General features: G+C 63.1%; 19 protein-coding genes. 12 read left to right on the forward strand and 7 right to left on the reverse strand.

The window, feature by feature from the left end; translation table 11 throughout:
- The first annotated feature begins 58 nt into the window (after positions 1-58).
- The 5 genes from AC4BBN_RS16770 to AC4BBN_RS16790 all read left to right on the forward strand — a co-directional run bounded on the left by AC4BBN_RS16770 (position 59) and on the right by AC4BBN_RS16790 (position 6,562).
- Positions 59-706, forward strand: a complete 648-nt coding sequence (locus tag AC4BBN_RS16770) for an ANTAR domain-containing response regulator (protein ID WP_490593136.1) — start codon at positions 59-61, stop codon at positions 704-706.
- A 226-nt stretch (positions 707-932) separates the two neighbouring features.
- Positions 933-3,098, forward strand: a complete 2,166-nt coding sequence (locus AC4BBN_RS16775; RefSeq protein ID WP_490593137.1) for a putative bifunctional diguanylate cyclase/phosphodiesterase — start codon at positions 933-935, stop codon at positions 3,096-3,098.
- Positions 3,099-3,415: 317 nt separating this feature from the next.
- Complete coding sequence (locus AC4BBN_RS16780) at positions 3,416-4,660, forward strand: CmpA/NrtA family ABC transporter substrate-binding protein (RefSeq protein WP_490593138.1); 1,245 nt, start codon at positions 3,416-3,418, stop codon at positions 4,658-4,660.
- A 127-nt stretch (positions 4,661-4,787) separates the two neighbouring features.
- Entirely contained in the window at positions 4,788-5,711 is a 924-nt protein-coding gene (ntrB, locus tag AC4BBN_RS16785) for a nitrate ABC transporter permease (protein WP_490593139.1), read from the forward strand.
- Positions 5,708-6,562: an ABC transporter ATP-binding protein gene (locus AC4BBN_RS16790; RefSeq protein ID WP_490593140.1), complete on the forward strand. Its 855-nt coding sequence runs from the start codon at positions 5,708-5,710 to the stop codon at positions 6,560-6,562. Before ntrB ends, AC4BBN_RS16790 begins: the two co-directional genes overlap by 4 nt.
- 192 nt (positions 6,563-6,754) lie before the next feature.
- On the opposite strand, the gene AC4BBN_RS16795 is transcribed toward AC4BBN_RS16790, so the two are convergent.
- The 5 genes from AC4BBN_RS16795 to AC4BBN_RS16815 all read right to left on the reverse strand — a co-directional run bounded on the left by AC4BBN_RS16795 (position 6,755) and on the right by AC4BBN_RS16815 (position 12,258).
- On the reverse strand, positions 6,755-9,907 hold the full coding sequence (locus tag AC4BBN_RS16795; RefSeq protein ID WP_490593141.1) for an EAL domain-containing protein: 3,153 nt from the start codon (positions 9,905-9,907) through the stop codon (positions 6,755-6,757).
- 133 nt (positions 9,908-10,040) lie between these two features.
- Complete coding sequence (locus tag AC4BBN_RS16800) at positions 10,041-10,727, reverse strand: helix-turn-helix transcriptional regulator (protein ID WP_490593142.1); 687 nt, start codon at positions 10,725-10,727, stop codon at positions 10,041-10,043.
- Positions 10,728-10,806: 79 nt separating this feature from the next.
- Positions 10,807-11,301, reverse strand: a complete 495-nt coding sequence (locus AC4BBN_RS16805) for a GyrI-like domain-containing protein (protein WP_490593143.1) — start codon at positions 11,299-11,301, stop codon at positions 10,807-10,809.
- Positions 11,302-11,303: 2 nt separating this feature from the next.
- Complete coding sequence (locus AC4BBN_RS16810) at positions 11,304-11,858, reverse strand: EVE domain-containing protein (RefSeq protein ID WP_490593144.1); 555 nt, start codon at positions 11,856-11,858, stop codon at positions 11,304-11,306.
- Between the two features lie 10 nt (positions 11,859-11,868).
- Positions 11,869-12,258: a VOC family protein gene (locus tag AC4BBN_RS16815; RefSeq protein ID WP_490593145.1), complete on the reverse strand. Its 390-nt coding sequence runs from the start codon at positions 12,256-12,258 to the stop codon at positions 11,869-11,871.
- Positions 12,259-12,641: 383 nt separating this feature from the next.
- On the opposite strand from AC4BBN_RS16815, the gene AC4BBN_RS16820 reads away from it, so the two are divergent.
- A complete protein-coding gene (locus AC4BBN_RS16820; RefSeq protein WP_490593146.1) occupies positions 12,642-13,868 on the forward strand; it encodes an MFS transporter in 1,227 nt (408 codons plus the stop codon).
- A gap of 80 nt (positions 13,869-13,948) precedes the next feature.
- Here AC4BBN_RS16820 and AC4BBN_RS16825 read toward each other — a convergent pair whose 3' ends face one another.
- Positions 13,949-15,700 carry a bifunctional protein-serine/threonine kinase/phosphatase gene (locus AC4BBN_RS16825; protein ID WP_490593147.1) on the reverse strand — a complete coding sequence of 584 codons (1,752 nt, stop codon included), beginning with the start codon at positions 15,698-15,700 and terminating at the stop codon, positions 13,949-13,951.
- 206 nt (positions 15,701-15,906) lie between these two features.
- Positions 15,907-17,178 carry a type IV pili methyl-accepting chemotaxis transducer N-terminal domain-containing protein gene (locus tag AC4BBN_RS16830; protein ID WP_490593148.1) on the reverse strand — a complete coding sequence of 424 codons (1,272 nt, stop codon included), beginning with the start codon at positions 17,176-17,178 and terminating at the stop codon, positions 15,907-15,909.
- A gap of 350 nt (positions 17,179-17,528) precedes the next feature.
- Between AC4BBN_RS16830 and nirB the strand changes: the two genes are divergently transcribed.
- From nirB to AC4BBN_RS16860, 6 genes are all read left to right on the forward strand, one after another.
- Complete coding sequence (nirB, locus tag AC4BBN_RS16835; RefSeq protein ID WP_490593149.1) at positions 17,529-19,982, forward strand: nitrite reductase large subunit NirB; 2,454 nt, start codon at positions 17,529-17,531, stop codon at positions 19,980-19,982.
- 66 nt (positions 19,983-20,048) lie between these two features.
- A complete protein-coding gene (nirD, locus tag AC4BBN_RS16840) occupies positions 20,049-20,435 on the forward strand; it encodes a nitrite reductase small subunit NirD (protein WP_490593150.1) in 387 nt (128 codons plus the stop codon).
- Positions 20,436-20,458: 23 nt separating this feature from the next.
- On the forward strand, positions 20,459-23,236 hold the full coding sequence (locus AC4BBN_RS16845; protein ID WP_490593151.1) for a nitrate reductase: 2,778 nt from the start codon (positions 20,459-20,461) through the stop codon (positions 23,234-23,236).
- Between the two features lie 63 nt (positions 23,237-23,299).
- Positions 23,300-24,241: a DNA-binding protein YbiB gene (gene ybiB, locus AC4BBN_RS16850; protein WP_490593152.1), complete on the forward strand. Its 942-nt coding sequence runs from the start codon at positions 23,300-23,302 to the stop codon at positions 24,239-24,241.
- Positions 24,238-25,026, forward strand: coding sequence for a uroporphyrinogen-III C-methyltransferase (gene cobA / locus AC4BBN_RS16855; RefSeq protein ID WP_490593153.1), 789 nt, complete (start codon positions 24,238-24,240; stop codon positions 25,024-25,026). The genes ybiB and cobA overlap by 4 nt, the downstream gene beginning before the upstream one ends.
- A gap of 307 nt (positions 25,027-25,333) precedes the next feature.
- Positions 25,334-25,933, forward strand: a complete 600-nt coding sequence (locus tag AC4BBN_RS16860; protein ID WP_490593154.1) for a hypothetical protein — start codon at positions 25,334-25,336, stop codon at positions 25,931-25,933.
- Positions 25,934-25,939 lie beyond the last annotated feature (6 nt).

Genomic DNA, 25,939 nt, shown 5'->3' on the forward strand with positions numbered 1-25,939 from the left:
GACCCACCTCACCAACCGCCACGCACCTTATTGGCGCAAATCTTGCGTATTTTCTGCCATGAGCCCTTCCCTGCGTATCGTGGTCATTGCCCCGGATCTGGACATACTGGACCCGTCGGACAGCCATGCCTTGCTGCAAGCCGAACGCTCGCGTGCGCTGCGCATCGGCCTGCTGGAGAACAACTACAACCTCATCGCAAGCCTGCCGGCCGATGTGTTCCTGACCGAGCGCCTGGCACAGCTGCAACCCGACATGATCATCGTGGACGCCGAAAGCGAAGCACGCGATGCACTGGAGCATGTGGTGATGGCCACGCGCAATGCGCCCCGGCCCATCGTCATGTTCACCAACGACGGCGATACCTCGCATGTCAAGGATGCGGTGGCGGCGGGTGTGTCGGCTTACATCGTGGCCGGCCTATCCGCCGACCGCATCCGCCCCATACTGGACGTGGCCATGGCGCGTTTTGAGCACGAGCAGGCCCTGCGCACCGAGCTGGCCGTGACCCGGGTGGAGCGCGATGAGCACAAGGCCGAGCTGCACAACCGAAAGATCATAGACCGCGCCAAAGGCCTGCTCATGCAGCGCCAGGGCATCACCGAGCCGGAAGCCTACGACAAGCTACGCAAAGCCGCCATGGACAAGAGCATGAAGCTGGTGGAAGTGGCCCAGCGCATACTCGATGTGGCCGAGTTGCTGGGGTGATCCGGTAGAATGCACCAACTCAGTGCAAACTTGTATCAGAATGAAACAGGACTTTGACGCAATCTGCATATAGCTTCTCTGCTATCAAATAAGCAGCAACAGAGATTTTCAAGGCTGGCACAGGGCTTGCAAAAATAGCCCCTTGCTGCAGAGCCTGAGTCTGCGCACCAGACACACAAGCCGGCCTGGCTGAGCACTACTTGGTTTTGCAAACTCCGTATCCACCTTGAAACCCGTATTAGCCCCATTTGCCCGTGCCCCGCAGGCGACCGTGCACGCCGTAAAGCCCGTCAATTTGCACCGGGTGCTGGACACACTGGTCAACAACCTGGAAGGCATGGCCTACCGCTGCCTACTAGACGGCCGATGGACCATGCGCTTCGTCAGCCAGGGCTGTACGCGCCTGTGTGGCTACAGCGCGCACGAGCTGCTGGACCCACAACGCATCTCCTGGGAAGCCATAACCCACCCTGACGACCGCGCCCGGGTACGCCAGGAAATCGGCGCCGCCATCGCCCAGGGCCAGCGCTTCACCGTGTACTACAGCATCACCACGCGCAGTGGAGAGGTCCGCAAGGTGAAAGAGCAAGGCATACAGGTCACGGACGAGGCCGATCAGCTGGTGCTGGAAGGTTTCATCGAAGACGTGACCGATGTGCACCTGACGCTGGAGGCCCTGGCACATGCCGAGCTGCGCTACCGGCAAATCTTTGAACACGCACGCGAAGGCATCTTCCAGACCACGCTGGACGGGCGCTACATCGCCGCCAACCCGGCGCTGGCCCTGCTCTACGGCTATGCCACGCCGCAGGAGCTGATCGCCGACCTGTCCGACATCGACCGCCGTCTGTATGTGCAGCCACACCGGCGCGAGCGCTTCGCCCGGCTGATGGCCGCGCACGGTGAGGTCAGCAACTTCGAGTCCGAGGTGTACCGGCGCGACGGCAGCAAGATCTGGATTTCCGAGAACGCGCGCAGCGTGTACGACAAACAAGGCGCCTTCGTCTGCTTCGAAGGCACGGTGCAGGATATTTCGGAGCGCAAACAGCAGCTGGAACAACTTGAATACCAGGCCAACTACGACACGCTGACCGGCCTGGCCAACCGCAACCTGCTGCGCGACCGCATCGCGCCCGCCATCTCCCACGCCGAGCGCCTGGGGCATTTTCTGGCCGTGGTGTTCATCGACCTGGACCACTTCAAACTTATCAACGACAGCCTGGGCCACGACGCAGGAGACCAGCTGCTGGTGGAAATTGCGCAGCGCATCCGCGCCTGCATGCGCGCCTCGGACACGGTGGCGCGACAAAGCGGCGACGAGTTCGTGCTGCTGCTGAACGAGCATGTGCAGGCCCACTCGGTCATCTCGCACCTGCAGCGCCTGCTGGGCCAAATCAACCAGCCGGTGCACCTGCAAGGCCGCGCATTCCAGATGGGCGCCAGCATGGGCGTGGCGCTGTACCCGCAAGACGGCAAGGACGCGCAAACCCTACTCAAGCACGCCGATGTAGCCATGTATGCGGCCAAGGAGCGCGGGCGCAACAACTTCCATTTCTTCACCCCCGAACTCAACCAGGTGGCCGACGAACGCCTGAACCTGGGCACCGCCATGCGCGTCGGGCTGGAGCAAAACGAGTTCACCGTGGCCTACCAGCCCAAGGTGGATGCGCAGGGCCGCATCACCGGCCTGGAAGCGCTGGCCCGCTGGCACAGCGCGCGCATAGGCACGGTGGGCCCAGACCGCTTCATCCCGATCGCCGAAGAGACCGGCCTGATAGGCGCGCTGACCGACACTATCCTGCGCCAGGCCTTTGCCGATGCCTGCAGCTGGGCGCCGGTACAAGGCCGCCAGCTGTCGGTGGCGGTGAACCTCTCGGCCAAGCTGTTTCTGTCCAACGACCTGGTGGCGCGCATCCGCAATCTGCTGCAAGCCAGCGGCCTGGAGCCGCAGCGGGTCGAACTGGAGATCACCGAAAGCGTGTTCCTGCACGATATGGAGCGTGCCGTGGTGCTGCTGAACGAGCTCAAGGCCCTGGGCGTGCGCCTGGCCATGGACGACTTCGGCACCGGCTATTCGTCGCTGTCGTATCTGCGCAGCCTGCCGCTGGACACCATCAAGATAGACCGCTCGCTGATCACCGGCATCGAACAGGACGAAGACCTGGCCGTGATTGCCTGCGCCATCGTGAACCTGTGCAAAAACCTGCGCAAATCAGTGGTCGCCGAGGGCGTGGAAAACCGCGCCCAGTTCGACTTGCTGCAAGCCAAGGGCTGCGACGGCTTCCAGGGCTATCTGTTTTCCAAGCCGGTGCACCAAGACGTGTTGCGCAAGCTGCTGGCCCAAGCCCAGGGCACCATTTTGCTGCCGCCGACCGAAGCTCTGGCCTGCTGAAATGATGCACTGCACAAGAGCAGTGCAAAAACAAGTTTCAAAACAAAACCGCTTGTAGCGCATATAAATACAGCGCAAGCAGCTATATTTTATATAGCGTCCAAAGGGAAAACAGTCTGGCACGGCGTTTGCTTAAATAGACTAAGACCAAGGTTGGTCCCATGGCAGCTGGAATCCAATGGCGGGTTGCAGCGATCAGTTTTCGGACAAAGGCGTCCCCATCCGTTCAGGCGGCTGCATATGCAGCCCCGGGCGCGATGAGGACGCCTTTTTTGTTTTTGGCCCCGACTTTCACATTCACTTTGGGAAGCTTGCACATGACCGATCTTTTGACCACCAAACTAAGCCGCCGCACCGTGCTGCAGACAGCGGCAGTTGGCGCTGTAGGCATCAACCCTGCGCTGCGGGCAGCGGTGTATGCCCAGGGCTCCGACAAGCCCGAGAAGGAAGAAGTCAAGATCGGCTTCATCCCGCTGACCGACTGCGCCAGCGTGGTGATGGCCTCGGTACTGGGCATCGACAAAAAATACGGCGTAAAGATCGTCCCCAGCAAGGAAGCCAGCTGGGCCGGTGTGCGCGACAAGCTGGTCAACGGCGAGCTGGACTTCGCCCACGTGCTCTACGGCCTGGTCTACGGCGTGCACCTGGGCATCAGCGGCCCCAAGAAAGACATGGCCGTGCTGATGACGCTGAACAACAACGGCCAGGCCATCACGCTGAGCAAAAAGCTGGCCGACAAAGGTGCCGTCAACGGTGCCGGCCTGGCCAAGCTGATGGCCAGCGAGAAGCGGGAATACACCTTCGCCCAGACCTTCCCCACCGGCACCCACGCCATGTGGCTGTACTACTGGATGGCGGCCAATGGCATCAACCCCCAGAGCGACGCCAAGGTCATCACCGTGCCGCCGCCGCAAATGGTGGCGAACATGCGCGTAGGCAATATGGACGGCTACTGCGTGGGCGAGCCCTGGAACCACCGCGCCATCATCGACGGCATAGGCGTGACCGCTGCTACCACGCAGGACATCTGGAAGGACCACCCCGAGAAGGTGCTGGGCACGACCTCCGAGTTCGTCAAGAAATACCCCAACACCGCGCGTGCCGTCACCGCCGCGATTTTGGAGGCCGGCAAGTGGATCGACTCCGGCCTGGCCAACAAGAACAAGATGGCCGAGACCATTGCCGACAAGAGCTACGTCAACACCAGCGTGGACGCCATCAACCAGCGCATTCTGGGCCGCTACCAGGACGGCATGGGCAAGACCTGGGACGACCCGAACTACATGAAGTTCTACAACGACGGCGCGGTGAACTTCCCCTACCTGTCCGACGGCATGTGGTTCCTGACCCAGCACAAGCGCTGGGGCCTGCTGAAAGACCACCCCGACTACCTGGCCGTGGCCAAGCAGATCAACCAGATCGACATCTACAAACAGGCCGCCACCGCCAGCAAGACGCCGGTACCCAAGGATGCAATGCGCAGCAGCAAGCTGATGGACGGCACGGTGTGGGACGGCAAGGACCCGAAGAAATACGCCGACAGCTTCAAGATCCACGCCTGAGTTCTTACAAAAGCTAAGCCCACCCCAACCGTTCAGGCTGAGCCTGTCGAAGCCCTTCGAGAAGCTCAGGGCGAACGGAAACCGAAACTGGGTTGGTTGACAAGATTTTTTGCCCTAGGAGAACCCCATGGTCAGTGCTGTATTCCACTCCCCCGGCGGCGTCGAGTTTGACGAACCGGACACCACGATTGCTCCCAAAATGCTAGCTACTACCGCAACAACTACGAGCGCCAACGCCGTAAAAGACCAAGCACCCAAGCTGCCTTACGACTGGCGTGGCCTGTGGCTGAAGGTGCTGCCACCGGTGCTGGGCCTGGGCCTGTTGATAGGCATCTGGGCACTGGTGTCCATCGGCACCTCGTCCAGCATCCCCTCGCCATACGAGACCTTCCAGCAGGCGGTGGTGCTGTTCAGCGACCCGTTCTACCGCAAGGGCCCGAACGACCAGGGCGTGGGCTGGAACGTGCTGGCCTCGCTGCAGCGCGTGGCCGTGGGCTTTGGCCTGGCCGCGCTGGTAGGCATACCGGCCGGCTTCGTGATTGGCCGCTTCAGCTTCATGAGCCGCATGTTCAACCCGCTGATCAGCCTGCTGCGCCCGGTGTCGCCCCTGGCCTGGCTGCCGATTGGCCTGATGGTGTTCAAGGGCGCACACCCAGCCGCCATCTGGACCATCTTCATCTGCTCGATCTGGCCCATGGTCATCAACACTGCGGTGGGCGTGCAGCGCGTGCCGCAAGACTACATGAACGTGGCCCGGGTGCTGAACCTAAGTGAGTGGAAGATCGTCACCAAAATCCTGTTCCCCTCGGTGCTGCCCTACATGCTGACCGGCGTGCGGCTGGCGGTGGGCACGGCCTGGCTGGTGATCGTGGCCGCCGAGATGCTGACGGGCGGCGTGGGCATAGGCTTCTGGGTCTGGGACGAGTGGAACAACCTGAATGTGAAGAACATCATCATCGCCATCTTCGTCATCGGCATCGTCGGTCTGGTGCTGGAATACGCGCTGATCAAGCTGGCCACCGCATTTACGTTTGAGGAAGTCAAATCATGAGCAACCCATCCATCCCCGCACATGCCAACCCCAAGTACATCGAAATCCAGGGTGTGGAGCAAACCTTCCGCACCGCCAAGGGCAGCTTCCCGGCGCTGCGCGATATCGACCTGACGATTGCCAAGGGTGAGTTCGTGGCGCTGATCGGCCACTCTGGCTGCGGCAAGTCCACCCTGCTGAACCTGATCGCCGGGCTGACCGAGCCCACCCGTGGCACGCTGATCTGCGCCAACCGCGAGATCAAGGGCCCCGGCCCGGAGCGCGCCGTGGTGTTCCAGAACCACTCGCTGCTGCCCTGGCTGACCTGCTTTGAAAACGTCTACCTGGCGGTAGAGCGCGTCTTCGGCGCGGGCGACAAGTCCACCGGCGCCGCTGCCGAAAACAAAGCCCAGCTCAAGGCCCGCACCGATGCCGCTCTGGCCCTGGTCGGCCTGACCGCCGCCGCGCAAAAACGCCCAGGCGAAATCTCCGGCGGCATGAAGCAGCGCGTGGGCATTGCCCGCGCCCTGAGCATGGAGCCCAAGGTCTTGCTGATGGACGAGCCCTTCGGCGCGCTGGACGCCCTCACCCGCGCCAAGCTGCAGGACGAGCTGCTGGCCATCGTGCAAAAAACCCAGAGCACGGTGGTCATGGTGACCCACGACGTGGACGAAGCTGTGCTGCTGAGCGACAAGATCGTGATGCTGACCAATGGGCCGGGCGCCACCATCGGTGAGGTGCTGGCAGTGGACCTGCCACATCCACGCAACCGCGTGCAACTGGCCGACGACCCGCGCTACCTGCAGTACCGCAAGGCGGTGATCGACTTTCTGTACACCCGCCAGGCGCACGTCGAGAAACTCACGGCTTGAGGCCAAAGAGCCGGGTACGCCACAGCTTCGGGCGACCCAACACAACCGTTCGCCCTGAGCCTGTCGAAGGGCTCTATGAGCATGCCATTCGACAGGCTCAGGGCGAACGGGGTTTAGCAATACACAAGACAAAAAAGGCGCTGGCGCAGGTATCACCTGCACGGAAAGCTACAAATAGCGTAGCAATCGAACTCAGACGCCGCGCCGCACCTGGGCCTCAAAATCTGCCAGCGGCAGCGGCCGACTGAACAGATAGCCCTGGTAGGCATGGCAGCCCTGGGCGGCCAGCACCTCACGTTGGGCCTCGGTTTCCACGCCCTCGGCAATCACCGCCAAACCCAGGCTGTTGCCCAGCACGATGACCATATTGGCGATGGCCGCGTCGTTCGGGTCGGTCAGGATGTCTCGCACAAAGCTCTGGTCGATCTTCAGCTGGTCCAGCGGCAGGCGCTTCAGGTGCGACAGCGAGGAATAGCCGGTACCGAAGTCGTCCAGCGAGAAGCCCACACCCTCCGCCTGCAAGGCTTCCATCTTGGCGATCACGTCTTCTACATTCGACACCAGCAGGCCTTCGGTCAGCTCCAGCTTCAGCAGCTTCGGCGGTGCGCCCGTACGCCGCAACACATCCAGCACCTGGTCCACAAAGTTGCTCTGGTAGAACTGGCGCGGGCTGACGTTGACGGCCACCGTCAGGTGCGCCAGGTCAGGCTGCTGCGCCCACAGCGCCAGCTGGGTGCAGGCCGTCTCCAGCACCCACAGGCCCAGCGGCAGGATCAGGCCGGTGTCCTCGGCCAGCGGGATGAATTCGGCCGGCGACACCATGCCGCGCTGCGGGTTGTTCCAGCGCACCAGGGCCTCCACACCGATCAGTTCACCCCGGCCCACCACCTGGGCCTGGTAGTACAGCAGAAACTCCTGACGCACCAGGGCTTCGCGCATGCCGGCCTCCAGCTCGGCGCGGGCCGAGACCACGGACTGCATTTGCGGGTCGAAGAAGCGCAGCGTGTTGCGCCCCGCTGCCTTGGCCTGGTACATGGCCATATCGGCCCGCTTCAGCGGCTCCTCTATGCCCTCGTGTGGCTCGCCGAACAGAGTGATGCCGATGCTGGGCGTGCTGTGGTGGGCTTGCTCGCCCAGCATATAGCCCTGGTTCAGGGCGGCCAGCATTTTCTCGCCAACCGTCTCGGCCATGGTGGCCGCTTCCAACGGGTCACCGCCCAGGTCTTCCAGCATGACCACGAACTCGTCGCCCCCCAGTCGGGCTACCGTGTCGCCCTTGCGTATGCAGGTGCTCAGGCGCGCAGCCACGGCTTGCAACAACAGGTCGCCCTTGTGGTGGCCAAAGGTGTCGTTCAGTATCTTGAAGTTGTCCAGATCGACAAACAGCAGTGCACCCAGACGCTGGTGGCGCGACCATTGGGCCATGGCGTGGGCCAGGCGGTCCATCAGCAAGCGCCGGTTGGGCAGCTGGGTGAGCGGGTCGTAGAAGGCCAGGTTCTGGATTTGCTCCTCGGCCAGCTTGCGCTCGGTGATGTCGGTCATGGTGTCCACGTAGTGGGTGATCTGCCCGGCAGCATTCCTCACCGCCGTCACCGACACCCACTGCGGGAACACTTCACCGTTCTTGCGGCGGTCCCATATTTCTCCCTGCCAGGTTCCTTTGCTGGCAACCACTTCGGTGATGTTGTCGAAGTATTCCTGGCTGTGGTGGTCCGAGCGCAGCAGCTCCAGAGGCGTATGGCCCACCACGTCCTCAGCGGTGTAGCCGGTTATATCGGTAAAAGCCCGGTTCACCCGCAAAATATTCCAGTCGCCATCGGCGACCAGCATGCCCTGCTGCGACTCGAAGGCCGTGGCGGCGATGCGCTGCTCCTCGTCTGCCAGCTTGCGCTGGGTCAGGTCGTGCAGCACCGTGTGGATGGCGTCCACGCCGTCAAACACGATGGAGGTTGCCTGCGCCTCCACCTCCACCTCGCGGCCATCCAGCCGGAAAAAGCGCATGCGCGCCGGCCCCACGTTGCCACCGGTTTCCAGCACATGGCGCAAACGCTGGTGGGCCAGCTCCTTGGAGTCCGGGTGCACCCTGTCGTCCATACGCGTGCCCAGCAAGGCATCGGCCGACGCCGCCCCCAGCAAGTCCAGCGCGGCGGGGTTGGCGTAAATGATGACTCCGCCAGCCTGCACCACCACCGCCTCAGGCGAGCGTTCCACGATGGTGCGGTAACGGGCCTCGCTGTCGCGCAAAGCTTGCTCACGCTGGCCCAGGGTCTGCAGCAGGCGGTTGAAGCCGCCGATCAGAGCGCCCACTTCGTCCTGGTTGGGTACCACCAGCGGGCGCAGCGCCGACCCTTTATCCGACACATCGGCCAGGGTGCGTACCGCCACCAGCATGGGGGCGAACTGGCGGCGCAGCATCCACCAGGTCAGCCCACTGGCCAACAAGCTCAACAGCACCGCCGCCAGCAACATGCGTCTTTGCATGGCATAGATCGGCGCAAAGGCCTCGTCTGCGGGCAGAACGGACGACAGGGTCCAACCCGCAGCCCCAATCTTCATGCTGGTAGACATCACCTCCTGCCCCTTGCGATCCAAAGACAGGCCATAACTGCCATCGGCCTCGAAGAGCCGGTCTATCGACGCATCCACCCCGGCAGCCGGCAATACTTGCGACACCAGAGCTTTGTCGGTGGCTGCCACCACCTGCCGGTATTTGGTCGTAATCAGGATATAGCTGCCGGTACGCGGGTGGCGCTGGCCCGTCACCTGGTCCAGAAAGTTGGGTTCAACCAGGTTGGTCCATCCAGCAATGGCGCCCACCACCCCACCTTTGGGGCCTCGGACCGGTATCACCATCGACATGATCCAGGCCTGCAGCTTGGAATCCCAGAAAGGGCGGCCCACGGTGGCCGCACCTTCACGCATGGCGGTGGCCACCGCATCGTCGTCCAGCCCGTTGCTGCCCATGCGGTCGGCCAGGCGTTTATCCGTATCCACCACGGTGCCGTCGTGGCGGTAAGTGATAAAGCCGGCATTGAACAAGTTGCGGGTGATGGGCCGCTGGCCGACCCAGGACTGCAGCAGCGGCTTGGATCCCAGCGCTTCGGGCGGCACTTCGACCGAAAGATTCACCAGCGCCTGGAAGCGTTGCTTCACGCTGTTGCTGAGATCGGACGCCAGCGCCTGGGTGGTGGTGACCTGGTGTTCGCCCAGCAGCAGCTGCATTTCATCTCGCAGCACGCGGCTGGCGTAGAACGCCAACGACCATATGCCCAGCAAAAAAATGGCCAAGGTGCTCAGAGTCACTCTGGTTTTGAGCGAGCGCCATTGAAAGGCCTTCAAATACATCCGAAATATCTCCAGTCGCTCGCTGATTCTGCCAGTTCCAGGCTACTGGAACTGCGGATTTGATGCCCGCCACCATACCATTCCTATCGCCTGACGCGCTTACAAATTTTTACGTATGGACTGTACTGGAGAACTAACAGGCCACCTTGCGCAAAAAATCGGCCAACGTGCGCCCAGACTCGGAACGGAATGAAGCGTCCAGCACCTCCAGGCTGCGGATACGGTCCACGCGGAAGCTGCGGAAGTCGTCGCGGGCCTCGCACCAGGCCACCAGAGTCCACACCCGGCCCCAGTAAAAGCAGCCCAGGGGGTGCACGGTGCGCTGGCTCTGGGCGTCTTTCACATCGCTGTAGTCCATCTGCAGCTTGCGGCGCTGGCCTATGGATTCGCGCAGCAGCTGCAGGTGGGCGCGCACCGGTGCGGTCAGCCCGTTGTAGCTGGCGGGCGGCGCATACACCGCCAGGCTCTCGGCGGCGACCCGCGCGGCCGGCGGCAGGATGGACAGCATCTTGCCCAACGCGTCCTCAGCGGCCAGGGCCAAGGGAGCGTCCAGCCAGGGCTGGGACAAGCGCACCGCCGCCACCAGGGCCTTGGCCTCGTCCTGGCTGAACATCAGCGGCGGCAGCTCGAAGCCCGCGCCAAAGCGGTAACCCATGCCCGCCTCGCCCTCGATGGGCACGCCCTGGCGCTGCAGATCGGCCACGTCGCGGTACACCGTGCGCTCGGACACCTCCAGCCGCTCGGCCAGAAAGGTGGCGGTGGACAAGCGCCGCCCACGGATCAGCTGGACGAGCTGGAACAGGCGGTCGGCACGGCGCATGGCATGTTAGAAGTTTTAAGCTTTTTAGGCTGCTAGCGCAGGAGATACCTGCGCTAGCAGCTATGAAAAATGCAGCAGATTAGTCTGCCACGCTGCCGGCTACCGTCACACCGATGTAGACGGCGATGCGGCCCTCGCCGGTGTATTCCTCAAAGTCCACGGCGTAGCGGCGCGGATGGGCGGGCGCATTTTCAAAATACTGCCACACCGCCGCCCACAGGGCCAGCACGGTCTGCGGCATGGCGCCCTGCCCTTCGAACACCATGTAGGCGCCGGCCGGAATCTCCAGGCTGTGCAGGCCCTCGGGCACCTCTTGTGCCTGCACGGCAGCAGTCAGGTCGTAGGCGCCATTCACGTCCGAGGCATAGCCGCTGTAGGCACCGTACAGCGCCGCCTGCGGGGTGTAGCCGGGCACAGACTGCGCCACCTGCTCGGCAAAGAAGCGGCCCCACAGGGCTGGAATCTTGCCGGTAAGCGGGTTCATCTCTTCCAGGTTGCTGGTGCGCGTGGTGATGCCGGCCAGTAGCCGGGCTGTGTCTAGGCGCACCAGGCGCGGCGGCGGGATCAAGGTCATGGTCAGATATCCGGGAATGAAAGCTGCAAACCTCTGTGCGAGGCGCTATCTAATATATAGCTATCTGCGCAGATTCTGTCTGCACCAGAAGGCTGAATCGCTTGAAACTGCAAGGCCGCCAGATCAGCACACATGGCCTGCGCAATCAGGCGCATATCGTGCTCGCTAACGTCGAACAGACCGAAGCGGAACTTGTAGCCCCAGCTGCTGGGCGACTCGACAAATTCGAACTGCGGCACCAGCGGCAAGATGGACGCCTCTTGCGCCGGTACATAGGCCACGTCCCGGCGGAACGGCACAAAGCCACCGCCCATGTCAAAGGCATAAGGCCCACCCGGCTGCACGATGCCAATCGACACAAAGCGCTGCAGCCGATCCTTGCCGCCCATGGTGACGGTGGGCGCGTAGTAGGCCACGCGGTCGCCGGCCTGCACGCGTTTGAGCGGCAAGGCTTTGCCGTGGCAGACCTGCATATAGCCCACGCCGCCCGCCTCCACGCTGCAGCCACGCCGCGCATGGACCGCGCTGGCCACGGCAATCCAGTTCTTGCGTGCCATGGCCGCGTCCTCAGGCCAGGGAGTGCAGGCCGACGCGGTTGCCGTCGGGGTCGCGCAGGTGGGCGATGAAGCCCATGCCGGGCGGCAAGGCGGTTTTGGGTTTGAGCAGTTGGGCGTCCAGGCTTTGTGCCCGCGCCAGGGCCGCGTCAATGCTGGGCGAGCAGTCCAGGTACACCAGCGTGCCCTGGGTCGAAGGCTCGGGCGTATCGGCGCCGCTTTGCAGACAGCCTTTCACGCCCTCGTCTGGCGCAGCGAAGATGGCCAGCGTGTAGTCCTGCCCGCCCATGGGGAAGACCTCGCGGTGCAGGCTCTTGCCCAGCACGGTTTCATAAAAGCGCTGGGCCTGGTCGATGTTCTTGACCGGGATTTCAAACCAGCTGATGGCGTTGGGAGTAGACATGGGATGCATCCTTTCGGGGTTCAGTTAAAGAGAACCATATGGTGCAGACCTGCTGCTGACAACGTGGTGTCAGCAGGCTGCGCACCTGCCCGCTGCCCTTTCTGCACCAATGTGTCGCATCAGCGTGGCACAAGTTTTGCATGTTTTTGTGCGGGCGTAACGGCGCGCCCATTCCTGCTCCCCCGGGCAGGCTGTGCGTACAACGAAGTGTGCACAGGGTATTGCCCTCCGCAAGACCAGGCACGGCGCAGGCCGTGTGGTTTCTGTTGGCGGGTTTCATTTCCATAACCGTATCTTTGCAGCACTGTCAGCGCACGTTTGCGTGCGCGACGACCACCCCTGCTACCACGCAGCGGGCATGCAAAACCTAGAGGACCTTGACCATGGCGACACAGCCAAGCTATTTCCGCAGTTTCCTGAAAGCCGGCCACGCACCTACCCTGGGGGCAGCGTTCTTCTACTTCGCGTTCTCCTGCGCGATCTGGGTGCTGAACGGCACCATGGCGCCCTTCATCACCGAGGCCTACAAGCTGTCGCCCGCCGAAAAAGGCGTGATGCTGTCCATCCCCATCTTTGCCGGCGCGCTGATGCGCTTCCCACTGGGCATACTGGCCCAGTACATAGGCCGCAAGAACGCCACGCTGGTGGAGATGGGCGGCATCGCCATCGCCATGCTGTTCGGCTACTTCTACGTGCAGTCTTTCAACGAGCTGCTGGCCATGGGCGTGCTGCTGGGTATTGCCGGGGCCAGCTTCGGCGTGGCGCTGTCGCTGGGTTCGGGTTCATTCCCACCGCGCTACAAGGGCCTGGCCATGGGCATCGTGGGCGCAGGCAATGTGGGCACAGCGGTATCTGCCCTGCTGGCACCGCCGCTGGCCCAGGCCTTTGGCTGGCAAACCGTGTACGGCTTTGCCGCCATTGGCATCCTGCTGCCCATGGCGGTGATGGTGCTGTTCGCCAAGGAGCCGCCAGACCTGGACAAGCACGCCAGCTTCAAGGAGCACATCGCCTGCCTGTTCGAGAAGGACGGCTGGGCCTTTAGCCTGATCTACGCCGTGACCTTCGGCGGCTTCATCGGCCTGACCACCTTTTTGCCCAGCTACTTCTACGACCAGTTCGGCGTGAGCAAGGTGCAAGCCGGCCAACTGACCATGCTGGCCGCCTTCATGGGCGCGGCGCTGCGGGTATTTGGCGGCTGGATCTCAGACCACTGGGGCGGCGTAAACACCCTGACCGGCGTGCTGTTGGTGGTCAGCGCCACACTGGTGCTGTGTGGCTTGGCAGAAAACTCCCTGACCATCACCGTGCTGCTGTTCCTGGTGTGCTTTGCGGCCCTGGGCGCGGGCAACGGCGCGCTGTTCCAGCTGGTACCGCTGCGTTGGCCCCTGTCCACGGCAGTCGCCGGCTCCATGATCGGTGAGATCGGCGCCCTGGGCGGCGGCCTGATCCCCAACGCCATGGGCCTGAGCAAGCAGCATGCAGGCAGCTATATCTGGGGCTTTGTAGGCTTCGCAGCCTGCGCCGCCGCCATGCTGGTGCTGCTGCGCGTGATGCAAATCCGCTGGACGCGTACCTGGGCAGAAAAGGGAGGCCGCGCACGTAGCGCGTGAATACTTCACGCTATGTAATTTATAGCTATGAGCGCAGGCATAACCTGCGCCAGCAGCTTATTTTTTAGAAATTTACGCGCCTACTTCGGCAAAAACAGCAACCAGTACACCAGCAACAGGTTGAACAGCACCGACACCAGCAGGCCCAGCTTCCACATGGCAGTGGGGTCGCGCCGCAGCCGTGGTGAAGGGGCCGGCGCCGTCAGGGGCCGCGAGGCGCCGCGCTCCAGGGCCAGCAGGAATTCCTCGCCGGTCTCAAAGCGCTGGCGCTGGTCGCGGGCCACGGCTTTGAGCACCACGTGGTCCAGCCAGATGGGGACCTCGGGGTTGTGGCGGCTGGGGGCCGTGGGCTCACGGTAGTAGCGTCCTACCTGGTAGGGCAGCACATCGCCATAGGGCAACTTATGCGTCAGCAGTTGGTACAGGGTTACGCCCAGTGCGAACAAATCGCTCTGCGGGTTGGGCAGCTCTTCCGGTGCATCGCTGCCCAGCAGGCTGAAGCCCCATTGCTCGGGGTTGATGTAGCTGGGCGTGCCCGCGTGCAGCTTGCGCATAGCCTCGGGCTCGCGGCCGCTCAGCGCCACGCCCAGGTCCAGCAGACGCAGCACGCCGTCCTCGCCCTGGTGCAGGTTCGCCGGCTTGATATCGCGGTGGATGACGTTTTGCCGGTGCAGCCAGCCCAGCGCCTGGGCCACCTGGCGCGCCGCGCTGACGGCCTGGTGCACGCCGAACTTGTGCTGCCGGTCCAGCATCTGCTGCAGGGTTTCGCCGCTGTGCCAGTCGTACAGCAGGTAGAAGGCGCTGGCCGGCTGGCCGCTTGCGCTATTGGTCGGGAACGTGGCATGCAGCGCCACCAGGTGATCCGCTGCGCGGCCCGACAGCATGCGCTTAGCCAACCAGGCTTCGTGGGCCAGCATGGCGCGCTCTTGAGGGTCGTGGGCCCGGCTGGGGTGCAGGGTTTTCAAGGCGTACAAGGCTTGGGTTGTCGGCTCGCGCACCTGTACCACCACGTTGATGCCGTTATCTGCCACCATGGCGGTGACAACCAAGCCATCCAGCATGTCTCCTACGCGGAACAGCCCGGGAATGGGCAGCGCACGCGCTGCGCGGTTTTCGTCTTCCAGCGTGGCGTCCAGCAGGCCCAGCACGCGCACCACCATGGCTGTCAGGTTGTCGCGGCTGCCGCGTTGCAGGGCGGCTTGGACCAGGTTCTCGGCGGCATGCTTGGCGCTGTCGGCCTCGGCCAATGCCTGCAACTGCGGATCGGCCAGCACGCCGTGCACGCCATCGGTCAACAGCACAAACACGTCACCCACCTGCAGGTCGCCCTGCAAATAGTCCACCAGCAAGCGCTCGTCTATGCCTACCGCGCGCAGCAGCTGGTGCTGCAGATCGGGGTGGTCGGCCACGTGGTCGTGGCTGAGCTGGGTGAACACGCCATCGCGCAGCAGATAGGCGCGCGAGTCGCCCACATGCGCCACGGTGTAAGACTGCCCGCGCAGCACCACAGCGGTCAGCGTGGTCAGACCCATGGCCGGCTTGCGGCGGCGGTTGATGCCGGCCAGCCAGGCGTTTTGCGCACCAATAATGCGGTCCAGCGCCACCGTGGTATCCCAGGTTTCGGGCGTGGCGTAGTAGTCGCGCACCAAGCTGGTCACCGTGGTCTGCGCCGCCTCCTTGCCCATGCCGCCGGCGCTCACGCCATCGGCCAGCGCCACGATGGAGCCCATGCCCAGCTGGTGTGCCTCCGGCAGCATGGCCGCGCAGAAATCCTCATTCACCGGCTTGGTGCCGGCCAGAGACGTAAAACCTATGTCGATATCAAATGCCATGCACCAATGATGCAAGTTTCATTCCCAATTTGGTGCATTTTGTGCGAGGACTAACCCTAGACAACTATTCACTGGCGCTTCAACGCCAGAACGCACGCCCCCAGGGATACCATGGAACCGGCTTTGCCGGGCCATTGGTATCGCCCCCTGCAAGGGGGTTGGAGGCTACGCGAAGCGAGCAAGCCTGGGGGCGAGCACTTTTACTTTTACCCCATCAACATCTGCATGCTGTGCTCGTACAGGTCACTCAGGCCTTCAAACACATCCAGCAGGCCCTCGCTGGCCAGGGCCACAGCCTCCAGGCCGCGCGGCATATCGGCTGCGCCGGCCTGCAGCTGCCGCCATTGCTCGCCCGCCGTCACCAGCTTGGCGCGGATTTCTGGGCTGCTGAGTGGAATGTCGTTCAGATAGTTCAGGGCCCGCTCGAAGGTGTCACAGGCTTCCGCCATACCGGCCTGGGCGCGTTGCTGGGTGGCGCGGTCACCCAGCATGGCCAGCAAGGCCAGCTTGGCGAAGCGCTGGGACAGCATGCGCTGGCGCCCCGCCACGTTCAATACATGCAGCGGCGCCACGGCACCCGCGCTTTCCAGCACACCGGTAAGCCGCTCGGCATGCAGCAACAGTTGCTCCGCCTGGCCATCTACCTGCAGCATCTGGCTGGCGCGCTGCTCGGCGTGCAGACCGGATTTGAGCTGGCGCCAGCTCTGCCCCACCTGCGCCAGCAGGTCGCCAAAGGTGGGCTGCGAAAGACTTTTGCCCAGAAAGGCCATATTTCCGTCGATGCGCTGGGCCGACTGCAGCTGTGCCTCGGCGAATTGCGCGGGCCGCACGCCGGCCAGCTGCAGCAGGTACAGCTTGACCAGGCGCTGGGACAGCATGCGCAGCTGGCCGGCGCGGTTCACGCCCTCGGCAAAGCGCGCCGAATGCACGATGTGCTGCGACACCTGGCCCAGGCGCTGGTTGGTGTGCATGGAGGCGGTACGCAGCATCTGGAAGGCGTCGTCATCGGACACCTGGCGCGCATGCATCAGCACCCCCTTGGCCCGCTCCACGATCTTGCGTTCGTCCAGGCGGTTGCGCAGGTCCTGCAACTCGTCGCGCAACGCCTGGTCGCGCTTGAATACCGCCTGGGCCAACTGCACCAGCGGACGCAAGCGGTGCTGGCCGTAGCCATTCACCACATAGGCCTGCACGCCGCAGGCCAGGGCCAGGTCCAGGCGGTCGGCGTCGTTGTCGTTGGTGAACAGCACCACCGGACAAGGCGCGGTCTCCAGCAGGGCCTGCAAAGCCTTGAACAGGCTGTCATCGGGCAGCGGGTCGTACATCACAAACACATCTGGTGCATGCAGCACCGCCTCTTGCACCAATTTGCTGCGCTCCACCGGCGGCGCCAGCAGGCGGATGCCCACCGCCTCCAGGTCGGCCAGCAGGGTGTGCGCTCCCTGGGGCGCGTTGAGATGTACCAATGCAGATGTCATAAAAATCAATCGCTTTTTCAGAGGCTGCGCCCCTCCGGGACGCCACAAGCCCATAGGGTAAACCCATATTCCACCGGATGGCACAGCTTTTGCATTAGAAATTGCGGGCGTAACGACGCGCCCTTTCCCGTCCATCCGGCGGGTTTTACGTACAACGCCGTGCGTAATGGTGTAAGTCCCAGGCATGAATCCTGGCAGTGACTGCGTTCGCGCGCTCACCCAAGTTCTGTTTGAAGACCTCGGCACCACACCTGACCCCCTTGCTTCACCGCCCCTGTTTGCTGCGCGCCATGAACTTTGTGCGCTCTACCGTGGGCCCACATTTTTTCGCAACCTTTGGAGTCGCTCGAATGAAAAAATCTAAATTGGTGATGGTCGGCAACGGCATGGCCGGTGTACGCACCATTGAAGAACTGCTCAAGGTCGCCCCCGATCTGTACGACATCACCGTCTTCGGCGCGGAGCCCCACCCCAACTACAACCGCATCCTGCTGTCGCCCGTGCTGGCCGGCGAGCAGACGTTGGACGAGATCGTGCTGAACTCCTGGGAGTGGTACGCCGAAAACAACATCACCCTGCATGCCGGCAAGAAGGTCACTGAGGTAGACCGCGTCAAGCGCATCGTGCGCGCCGTGGATGCCGATGGCAACGTCACCGAGGCCGAATACGACCGCCTGCTGATGTGCACCGGCTCCAACCCTTTCATCCTGCCCATCCCCGGCAAGGACCTGAAAGGCGTGATCGCCTACCGTGACATTGCCGACACCAACGAGATGATCGACACCGCCACCAAATACAAGAACGCGGTGGTCATCGGCGGCGGCCTGCTGGGCCTGGAAGCGGCCAACGGCCTGATGCTGCGCGGCATGACGGTCACCGTGGTGCACGTCAACGACTGGCTGATGGAACGCCAGCTGGACAGCGTCGCGGGCAAGCTGCTGCAAAAGTCGCTGGAAGACCGTGGCCTGCAGTTCCGCATCGGCGCGCAGACGCAAGAGCTGGTGGGTGGCCCCGACGGGCGCGTCACCGCCATCAAATTCAAGGATGGCACCCAGGTCGCCGCCGACCTGGTGGTGATGGCCGTAGGCATCCGCCCCAACACCGACCTGGCGACCAAGATGCGCCTGCACGTGGACCGCGGCATCGTGGTCACCGACACCATGCAGACCGTGACCGATGGCCGCATTTACTCGGTGGGCGAATGCGCGGCCCACCGTGGCATAGCCTATGGCTTGGTGGCACCGCTGTTCGAACAGGCCAAGGTGGCGGCCAACCACCTGGCCGAGTTCGGCATCGGCCGCTACATGGGCTCGCTGACCTCCACCAAGCTGAAGGTTACCGGCATCGACCTGTTCAGCGCCGGCAACTTCACCGGCGGCGAAGGCACCGAAGAAATCATCATGAGCGACCCGTTTGGCGGCGTCTACAAAAAGCTGGTGCTGCAAGACGACAAGCTGGTCGGCGCCTGCCTGTATGGCGACACGGCCGACGGCAGCTTCTACTTCAAGCTGCTGCGCGACGGCCGCAGCGTGGCCGACATCCGCGACAAGCTGATGTTCGGCGAAAGCCACCTGGGCGACACCGGCCACGAGGGCCACAACAAGGCCGCCACCATGCCCGACAGCGCCGAAGTCTGCGGCTGCAACGGCGTGAACAAGGGCACGATCTGCAAGGCCATCCGCGAAAAAGGCCTGTTCACCCTGGAAGAAGTGAAGAAGCACACCAAGGCCAGCGCGTCGTGCGGCTCGTGCACCGGCCTAGTCGAGCAAATTCTGATGTTCACCGCCGGCGGCGACTACTCGGCCACGCCCAAGACCAAGGCCATGTGCGGCTGTACCGACCATGGCCACCAAGCCGTGCGCGACGCCATCTTCAAAGAGAAATTCCTGACCATTGCCGAAGTACAGCGTGGCATGGGCTGGAAGACACCCAACGGTTGCTCCAGCTGCCGCCCTGCGCTGAACTACTACCTGATCTCCAGCTGGCCCAAGCAAGCCAAGGACGACCCGCAAAGCCGCTTCATCAACGAACGCAGCCACGCCAACATCCAGAAGGACGGCACCTACTCCGTCATCCCGCGCATGTGGGGCGGCGAAACTACCGCCGACGAGCTGCGTCGCATTGCCGACGCGGCCGACAAATACAAGGTGCCCACCATCAAGGTCACCGGCGGCCAGCGCATCGACTTGCTGGGCGTGAAGAAAGAGGATTTGGTCGGCATCTGGAAAGACATCGGCATGCCCAGCGGCCATGCCTACGCCAAGGCCCTGCGCACGGTGAAGACCTGCGTGGGCTCTGAATGGTGCCGCATGGGCACGCAGGACAGCACCCAGATGGGCAAAGACCTGGAGCGCGCCCATTGGCGCATGTACGCCCCGCACAAGGTCAAGTACGCCGTGTCGGGCTGCCCGCGCAACTGCGCCGAAGCCGGCATCAAGGACGTGGGCATCATTGGTGTGGACAGCGGCTGGGAGATGTACATCGCCGGCAACGGTGGTATCAAAACCGAAGTGGCGCACTTCTTCGTCAAGCTCAAGACCTCGGAAGAAGTGCTGGAGTACACCGGTGCCTTCATGCAGCTCTACCGCAAGGAAGGCTGGTATCTGGAACGCACCGTGCACTATGTGGCCCGCGTCGGCCTGGATTACGTGAAGAAAAAGATCCTGGAAGACGCTGAAGGCCGCAAGGCCTTGAACGAAGAGCTGCAGTTCGCGCTGGACGGCGAGCCCGACCCCTGGTTCGACTTCCAGGACGCGCAAGTGGACACCCGCCAGTTCACGCCGGTCGCCACGATCGCCGCCTAAATTTATAAAAATAATGCCCCTAGCGCAGGTAATACCTGCGCAAGCAGCTACAAAAGGAATAGCAAAATGAGTGAATGGAAAGTCATCTGCAAAGTGGAAGACATCCCGGTTCTGGGCTCGCGCCGCGTGACCCGCGCCCAGGGCATGGACGTGGCAGTGTTCCGCAATAGCCAAAACGAAGTCTTCGCCCTGCTCGACCGCTGCCCGCACAAAGGCGGCCCGCTGAGCCAAGGCATCGTGTTCGGCACCAGCGTGGCCTGCCCGCTGCACAACTGGAACATCGGCCTGTGCGACGGCCAGGCCGCGTCGCCCGATGAAGGCTGCACGCCCAAGTTCAGCGTCAAGGTGGAAGACGGCACCGTGCACCTGAGCCCGCAGGAGCTGGCCACGGTGGGGCTGGAATTCACCGCCCCCGTTGCCGGCCCCGGCCACAAAAAGCCCGAAAACGCTTAACGCCACGCACTGACTCGCGCCCCATGACCACTCCCACTGAAACCAAATCCACCTGCCCCTACTGCGGCGTCGGTTGCGGCGTGATCATCGAATCCGCGGGCGCGCAGATCACCGGCGTGCGCGGCGACCCCGACCACCCGGCCAACTTCGGCCGGCTGTGCACCAAGGGCTCGACCCTGCACCACACGGCCAGCGCCACAGTCACGATGCAGACCCGCCTGCTCTACCCCATGCAGCGCCTGCAGCGTGACCAGGCGCCCAAGCGTGTGTCCTGGGACCACGCCCTGGGCATGGCCACGCGCAAGTTCGCACAGGTCATCCAGGACCACGGCCCGGACGCCGTGGGCTTCTACATCTCTGGCCAGCTGCTGACCGAGGACTACTACGTCTTCAACAAGCTGGCCAAGGGCCTGATCGGCACCAACAACGTAGACACGAATTCCCGCCTGTGCATGAGCAGCGCCGTGGCCGGCTACAAAGCCACACTGGGTGCCGACGCGCCCCCGCCCTGCTACGACGACGTGAACCACACGCACTGCATCTTCATCGTGGGCAGCAACACCGCCTGGGCCCACCCCATCCTGTTCCGCCGCATCGAAGACGCCAAGAAGGCCAACCCGGCGATGAAGATCATCTACGCCGACCCGCGCCGCACCGACACCGCCGAGATCGCCGACCTGCATCTGCCCATCCAGCCCGGCACCGATGTGATGCTGTTCAACGGCATGCTGCACATCATGCTGTGGGAAGGCTGGACCAACGCCGCCTACATCGCTGCGCACACCAACGATTTCGACGCCCTCAAAGCCACGGTGCGCGACTGCACGCCCGAGCTGGTCGCACAAATTTGCGGCATCACCAAGGCCGCACTGTTCCAGGCGGCCCAGTGGTTTGCCACCTCCAAAGCCACACTCAGCCTGTACTGCCAGGGCCTGAACCAGTCCAGCAGCGGCACGGCCAAGAACGCAGCGCTGATCAACCTGCACCTGGCCACCGCCCAGATCGGCAAGCCCGGCGCGGGTCCGTTCTCGCTCACCGGCCAGCCCAACGCCATGGGCGGGCGCGAAGTCGGCGGCATGGCGAACTTGCTCAGCGGCCACCGCGACCTGGCCAACCCGGAGCACCGCGCCGAAGTCGCCGCGCTGTGGGGCGTGCCCGATGTACCATCCAAGCCCGGCAAAACCGCCGTGGAAATGTTCCAGGCTGCCGCCGACGGCGACATCAAGGTACTGTGGATTGCCTGCACCAACCCAGCCCAGAGCATGCCCGACCAGGCCCTGGTGCGCCGCGCATTGCAGCGCGCCGAGCTGGTCATCGTGCAAGAAGCCTTTGCCACCACCACCACCTGCGAATACGCCGACCTGCTGCTGCCGGCCACCACCTGGGGCGAAAAGACCGGCACCGTCACCAATTCAGAGCGCCGCATCAGCCGCGTGCGCCCGGCGGTTGCAGCCCCCGGCGAGACCCGGCATGACTGGTCGATCGCCGTCGAATTCGCCCAGCTGCTGGAAGGCGAACTCGGCCGCCCCGCCGCGCTGTTCAACTACCCCACGGACGAATCCATCTGGAACGAGCACCGCGAGTCCACCCGTGGCCGCGACCTGGACATCACAGGCATGAGCTACGCCATGCTGGACGCCGCCCCCCAGCAATGGCCGCTGCGCACCGGCGAAAGTACCGGCAAGGCTCGGCTGTACGAAGACGGCATCTTCCCCACCGCAGACGGAAAAGCAAAGTTTGCCAACACCGTGTACCAGCCGGTGGCCGAGCCACGCGAGGCGCGCTACCCCTTCTCTCTGACCACGGGCCGCCTGCGCGACCAATGGCATGGCATGAGCCGCACCGGCACCGTGGGCCGCCTGTTTGGCCATGTAGCCGAGCCCAGCATCCAGATGCACCCGCAAGACATGGCGCGCCGCCTGCTGAACGAGGGCGACCTGGTCCACGTGACCAGCCGACGCGGCTCCATCGTGGTGCCACTGCAGGCCAGCTCCGAGGTCGGCATGAGCCAGGCCTTCATCGCCATGCACTGGGGCGAGGAATTCCTCAGCGGCGTCAGCGCCAGCGGCGAGCGCCTGACCGGTGTGAATGCACTGACCACGTCCGCCTATTGCGCCACATCGAAGCAGCCAGAGCTGAAGCACGCGGCGGTGAAAATCCTGAAGGCCGAGCTGCCCTGGTCCCTGCTGGGCGTGGCCTGGCTGCCCGACGACCAGGCCTTGGCCGCCCGCGAGCAACTCAAGGCGCTGATGGTGCAGTTCCCCTACGCCAGCGTCGTGCCCTTTGGCCGTGAACGCAGCGGCCTGCTGTTCCGCGCGGCCAGCCACGAAACGCCACCAGACGAAATACTGGCCCGCATCGAGAACCTGCTGGGCCTGGACGCGGCCGATGTGCTGCGCTACGCCGACAAAAAGAAGGGCCAACGCCGCGCAGTACGCCTGACCCGCGAGGGCGACACCGTACAGCTCACCGGCTTTGTACTGGCCGGCGACACCAGCGCCGAAGGCTGGATCAAGACCCTGCTGCAAGACCAGTTGCCCGCCCAGGCTTATGGCCGTCTGCTGCTGGTCCCCGGCAGCAAAGCGCCGGTGGCGGTGAAGGCGCGCGGCACCCAGGTGTGCACCTGTTTCAACGTGACCGAGGACGCCATCAACGCCGAGCTGGCCCAATGCCGAGGCTTTGAAGACGAACGCCTGGGCCAGCTGCAAAGCCAGCTGAAATGCGGCACCAACTGCGGCTCCTGCCTGCCGCAATTGCGTCGCATGGTGCGGGCGACGATGCCAACGGCGCAGCCGGCCTGAGCGCGCGCCGTCCATCATTCCGCAAATAACTATTTGTTATCAGCCATCCGCGACAATCAGGCCATGGGAATCAGCCACTACATCAAAGAAATCGGCCGCGGCAAAGACGGCGCACGGGCGCTATCGCGCGAGCAAGCCACCGACCTGTTCGGCCAGGTGCTGGACGGCGGCTTGACCGACCTGGAAATCGGCGCCTTCTGCCTGGCCATGCGCATCAAGGGCGAGACCGCCGCCGAGATGGCCGGCTTTCTGGATGCCACCCGTTCCCGGCTGCAATTGGTGCCTGCGGGCGACCGCCCGGTCGTTGTACTGCCCAGCTACAACGGCGCCCGCAAACTGCCGGTGCTGACCCCGCTGCTGGCCCTGCTGCTGGCCCGTGAAGGCCTGCCAGTGCTGGTGCACGGCACGGCCACCGAGTCCAGCCGCGTTACTGCACAAAATGTGCTTCTGGCGCTGGATATACCTGCGCTGACAGCTATTAAAAAAATAGCAAATGGCGAAGTCTGCTTTGCCAGCACCGAGCTGCTTTGCCCCGGCCTGAAGCGCCTGCTGGACGTGCGCCGCGTGGTCGGCCTGCGCAACCCGGCACACAGCCTGGTCAAGCTGATGGCGCCCTGCGCCGGCCCCAGCCTGGTGGTCAGCAGCTATACCCACCCCGAATATGCGGTGTCCATGGCAGCCACTTTGGGCTTGATGGAAGCCAACGCCTTGCTGCTGCGCGGCACCGAAGGCGAAGTCGTGGCCGACCCACGCCGCGCACCACAAATGACCGCCTACCTGCACGGCCAGCCCCAGGTGGTGCAGGAAGCCCATGCCGGCCCGTTGGCCGCCGTGCTCGAGCTGCCCAAAGAGATTGACGTAGACACCACCGCCGCCTATACCCAGGACGTGCTGGCCGGGCGCAAACCTGTTCCTGCCCCGATTGCCCAGCAGGTGGAACATATCTTGCGCATCACAGACCGAATCGCCACCCACACCGCAGCCCATAGCACCGCCCACGTATGAACACCACCGCATCCCCCTCTTTCCAGCCCGGCATGGTCCACCTGGTCGGCGCCGGCCCTGGCGACCCGGAATTGCTGACGCTGAAAGCGCTCAAAGCCATCCAGGCTGCCACTGTGCTGCTGGTGGACGACTTGGTCAGCGACGAGATCGTGGCCTATGCCCCGCCCACAGCGCGCATCGTCCATGTAGGCAAGCGCGGCGGCTGCAAGTCCACACCCCAGGCCTTCATTGAAAAACTCATGATCATGGCCGCCCGCGAAGGCGAAAACGTGGTGCGCCTGAAGGGTGGCGACCCGTTCATCTTTGGCCGTGGCGGTGAAGAGGTGGAACACCTGCAAACCGCAGGCATACGTGTCAACGTAGTCAACGGCATCACCTCGGGTCTCGCCGCCGTCACATCGCTGGGCGTACCGCTCACCCACCGCGAACACGCGCACGGCGTCATTTTCATCACCGGCCATGCCAAGCCTGGCGATGCAGGCACGGACTGGCGCGCCCTGGCTGCCACAGCCTTCAGCGCCAAACTCACCCTGGTGATTTACATGGGAGTCAGCGGCGCGCGGCGCATCCAGGACGAACTGCTGTCCGGACTGCCTGCCAGCACCCCGGTCGCCGTGGTTCAAAACGTGTCGCTGCGCACCCAACGCCACGCCATCACCCACTTGGGCGCGCTGCACAACACCATTGAGACTGAACAACTTGGCAGCCCGTCCATCATGGTGGTGGGCGATGTGGTGCGGGGTCTGCAAGCCGTTTCACAAGACACGCACGTACACGCAGCCTGAGTTCACGTTCGCGCCCTTGCACGACAAGGCAGTCAAGGGCGCGGCTTCGCCAAGCGAAAAATCCTGTGCCAAATAACGCCACAGACGCAACGTCTGGTCAATCGGGGATGCACTCTGGCATCGGTGTCGATTTTTCTTACAATTTCTAAAATTCCCATACACTCAAGGTTTTGAAACCTTTTCACAAAACCTCTAAGTCCTTGAATTTTATGGAAATTCCCCCAAAATTAGCCACAAGGCATGGTAATTGCTGCAATTTACACAGCAATTAGAAGTTACAGCAAAACACCGAACGCCAGGACGCAAAATGTCAAACCATATCCACACTCCAGAGAGCGAGGCCGCAGCACCAGACGCAACACTGAGCCACGCGGGGCTTAGCTCAGATGCTTTGGCGCGTAGACGCATGCTCTTGAAGAGTCTAGGTAAGGGCTCTACCGTCATCGCTGCGGCTGCAGTTCCCATGCATACCTTGGCAACGACCGTGACCTCATCAGGCAAGCTGTGTTCGGTGTCAGGCACCATGTCGGGTGTTCATTCGCAAGTGACCAATCGGACCGTTTGCATGGGCTACAGCCCCGGTTACTACAAGAAGTGCTCGCAATGGCCTAACTACAACCTAGTTTCGAAGCATGCAACGAACTATGTTGGGTCAAAATCGTTCACGGAGACCTCCACGTTCGCATCGGTATTTGGCAGCGGAAGCTCAAGCGGGCTGCTCTACATTTTGAACAACGATCCGAACACCGAGTACTTCCATTGGATAGCGGCACTGCTGAATGCCTGCAGCGGCTCGCTGGCCCAAAACTTTCCGTATACGCCCAAGCAAGTCATTGATTTATATAACTCGGCCGAGCCTACACATACCAACGCCTTGAATTTCTTCAAGTCGTACATGGAAAGCTAAATATAT

The sequence above is a fragment of the Rhodoferax sp. SPJ21 genome, from assembly GCF_058216335.1.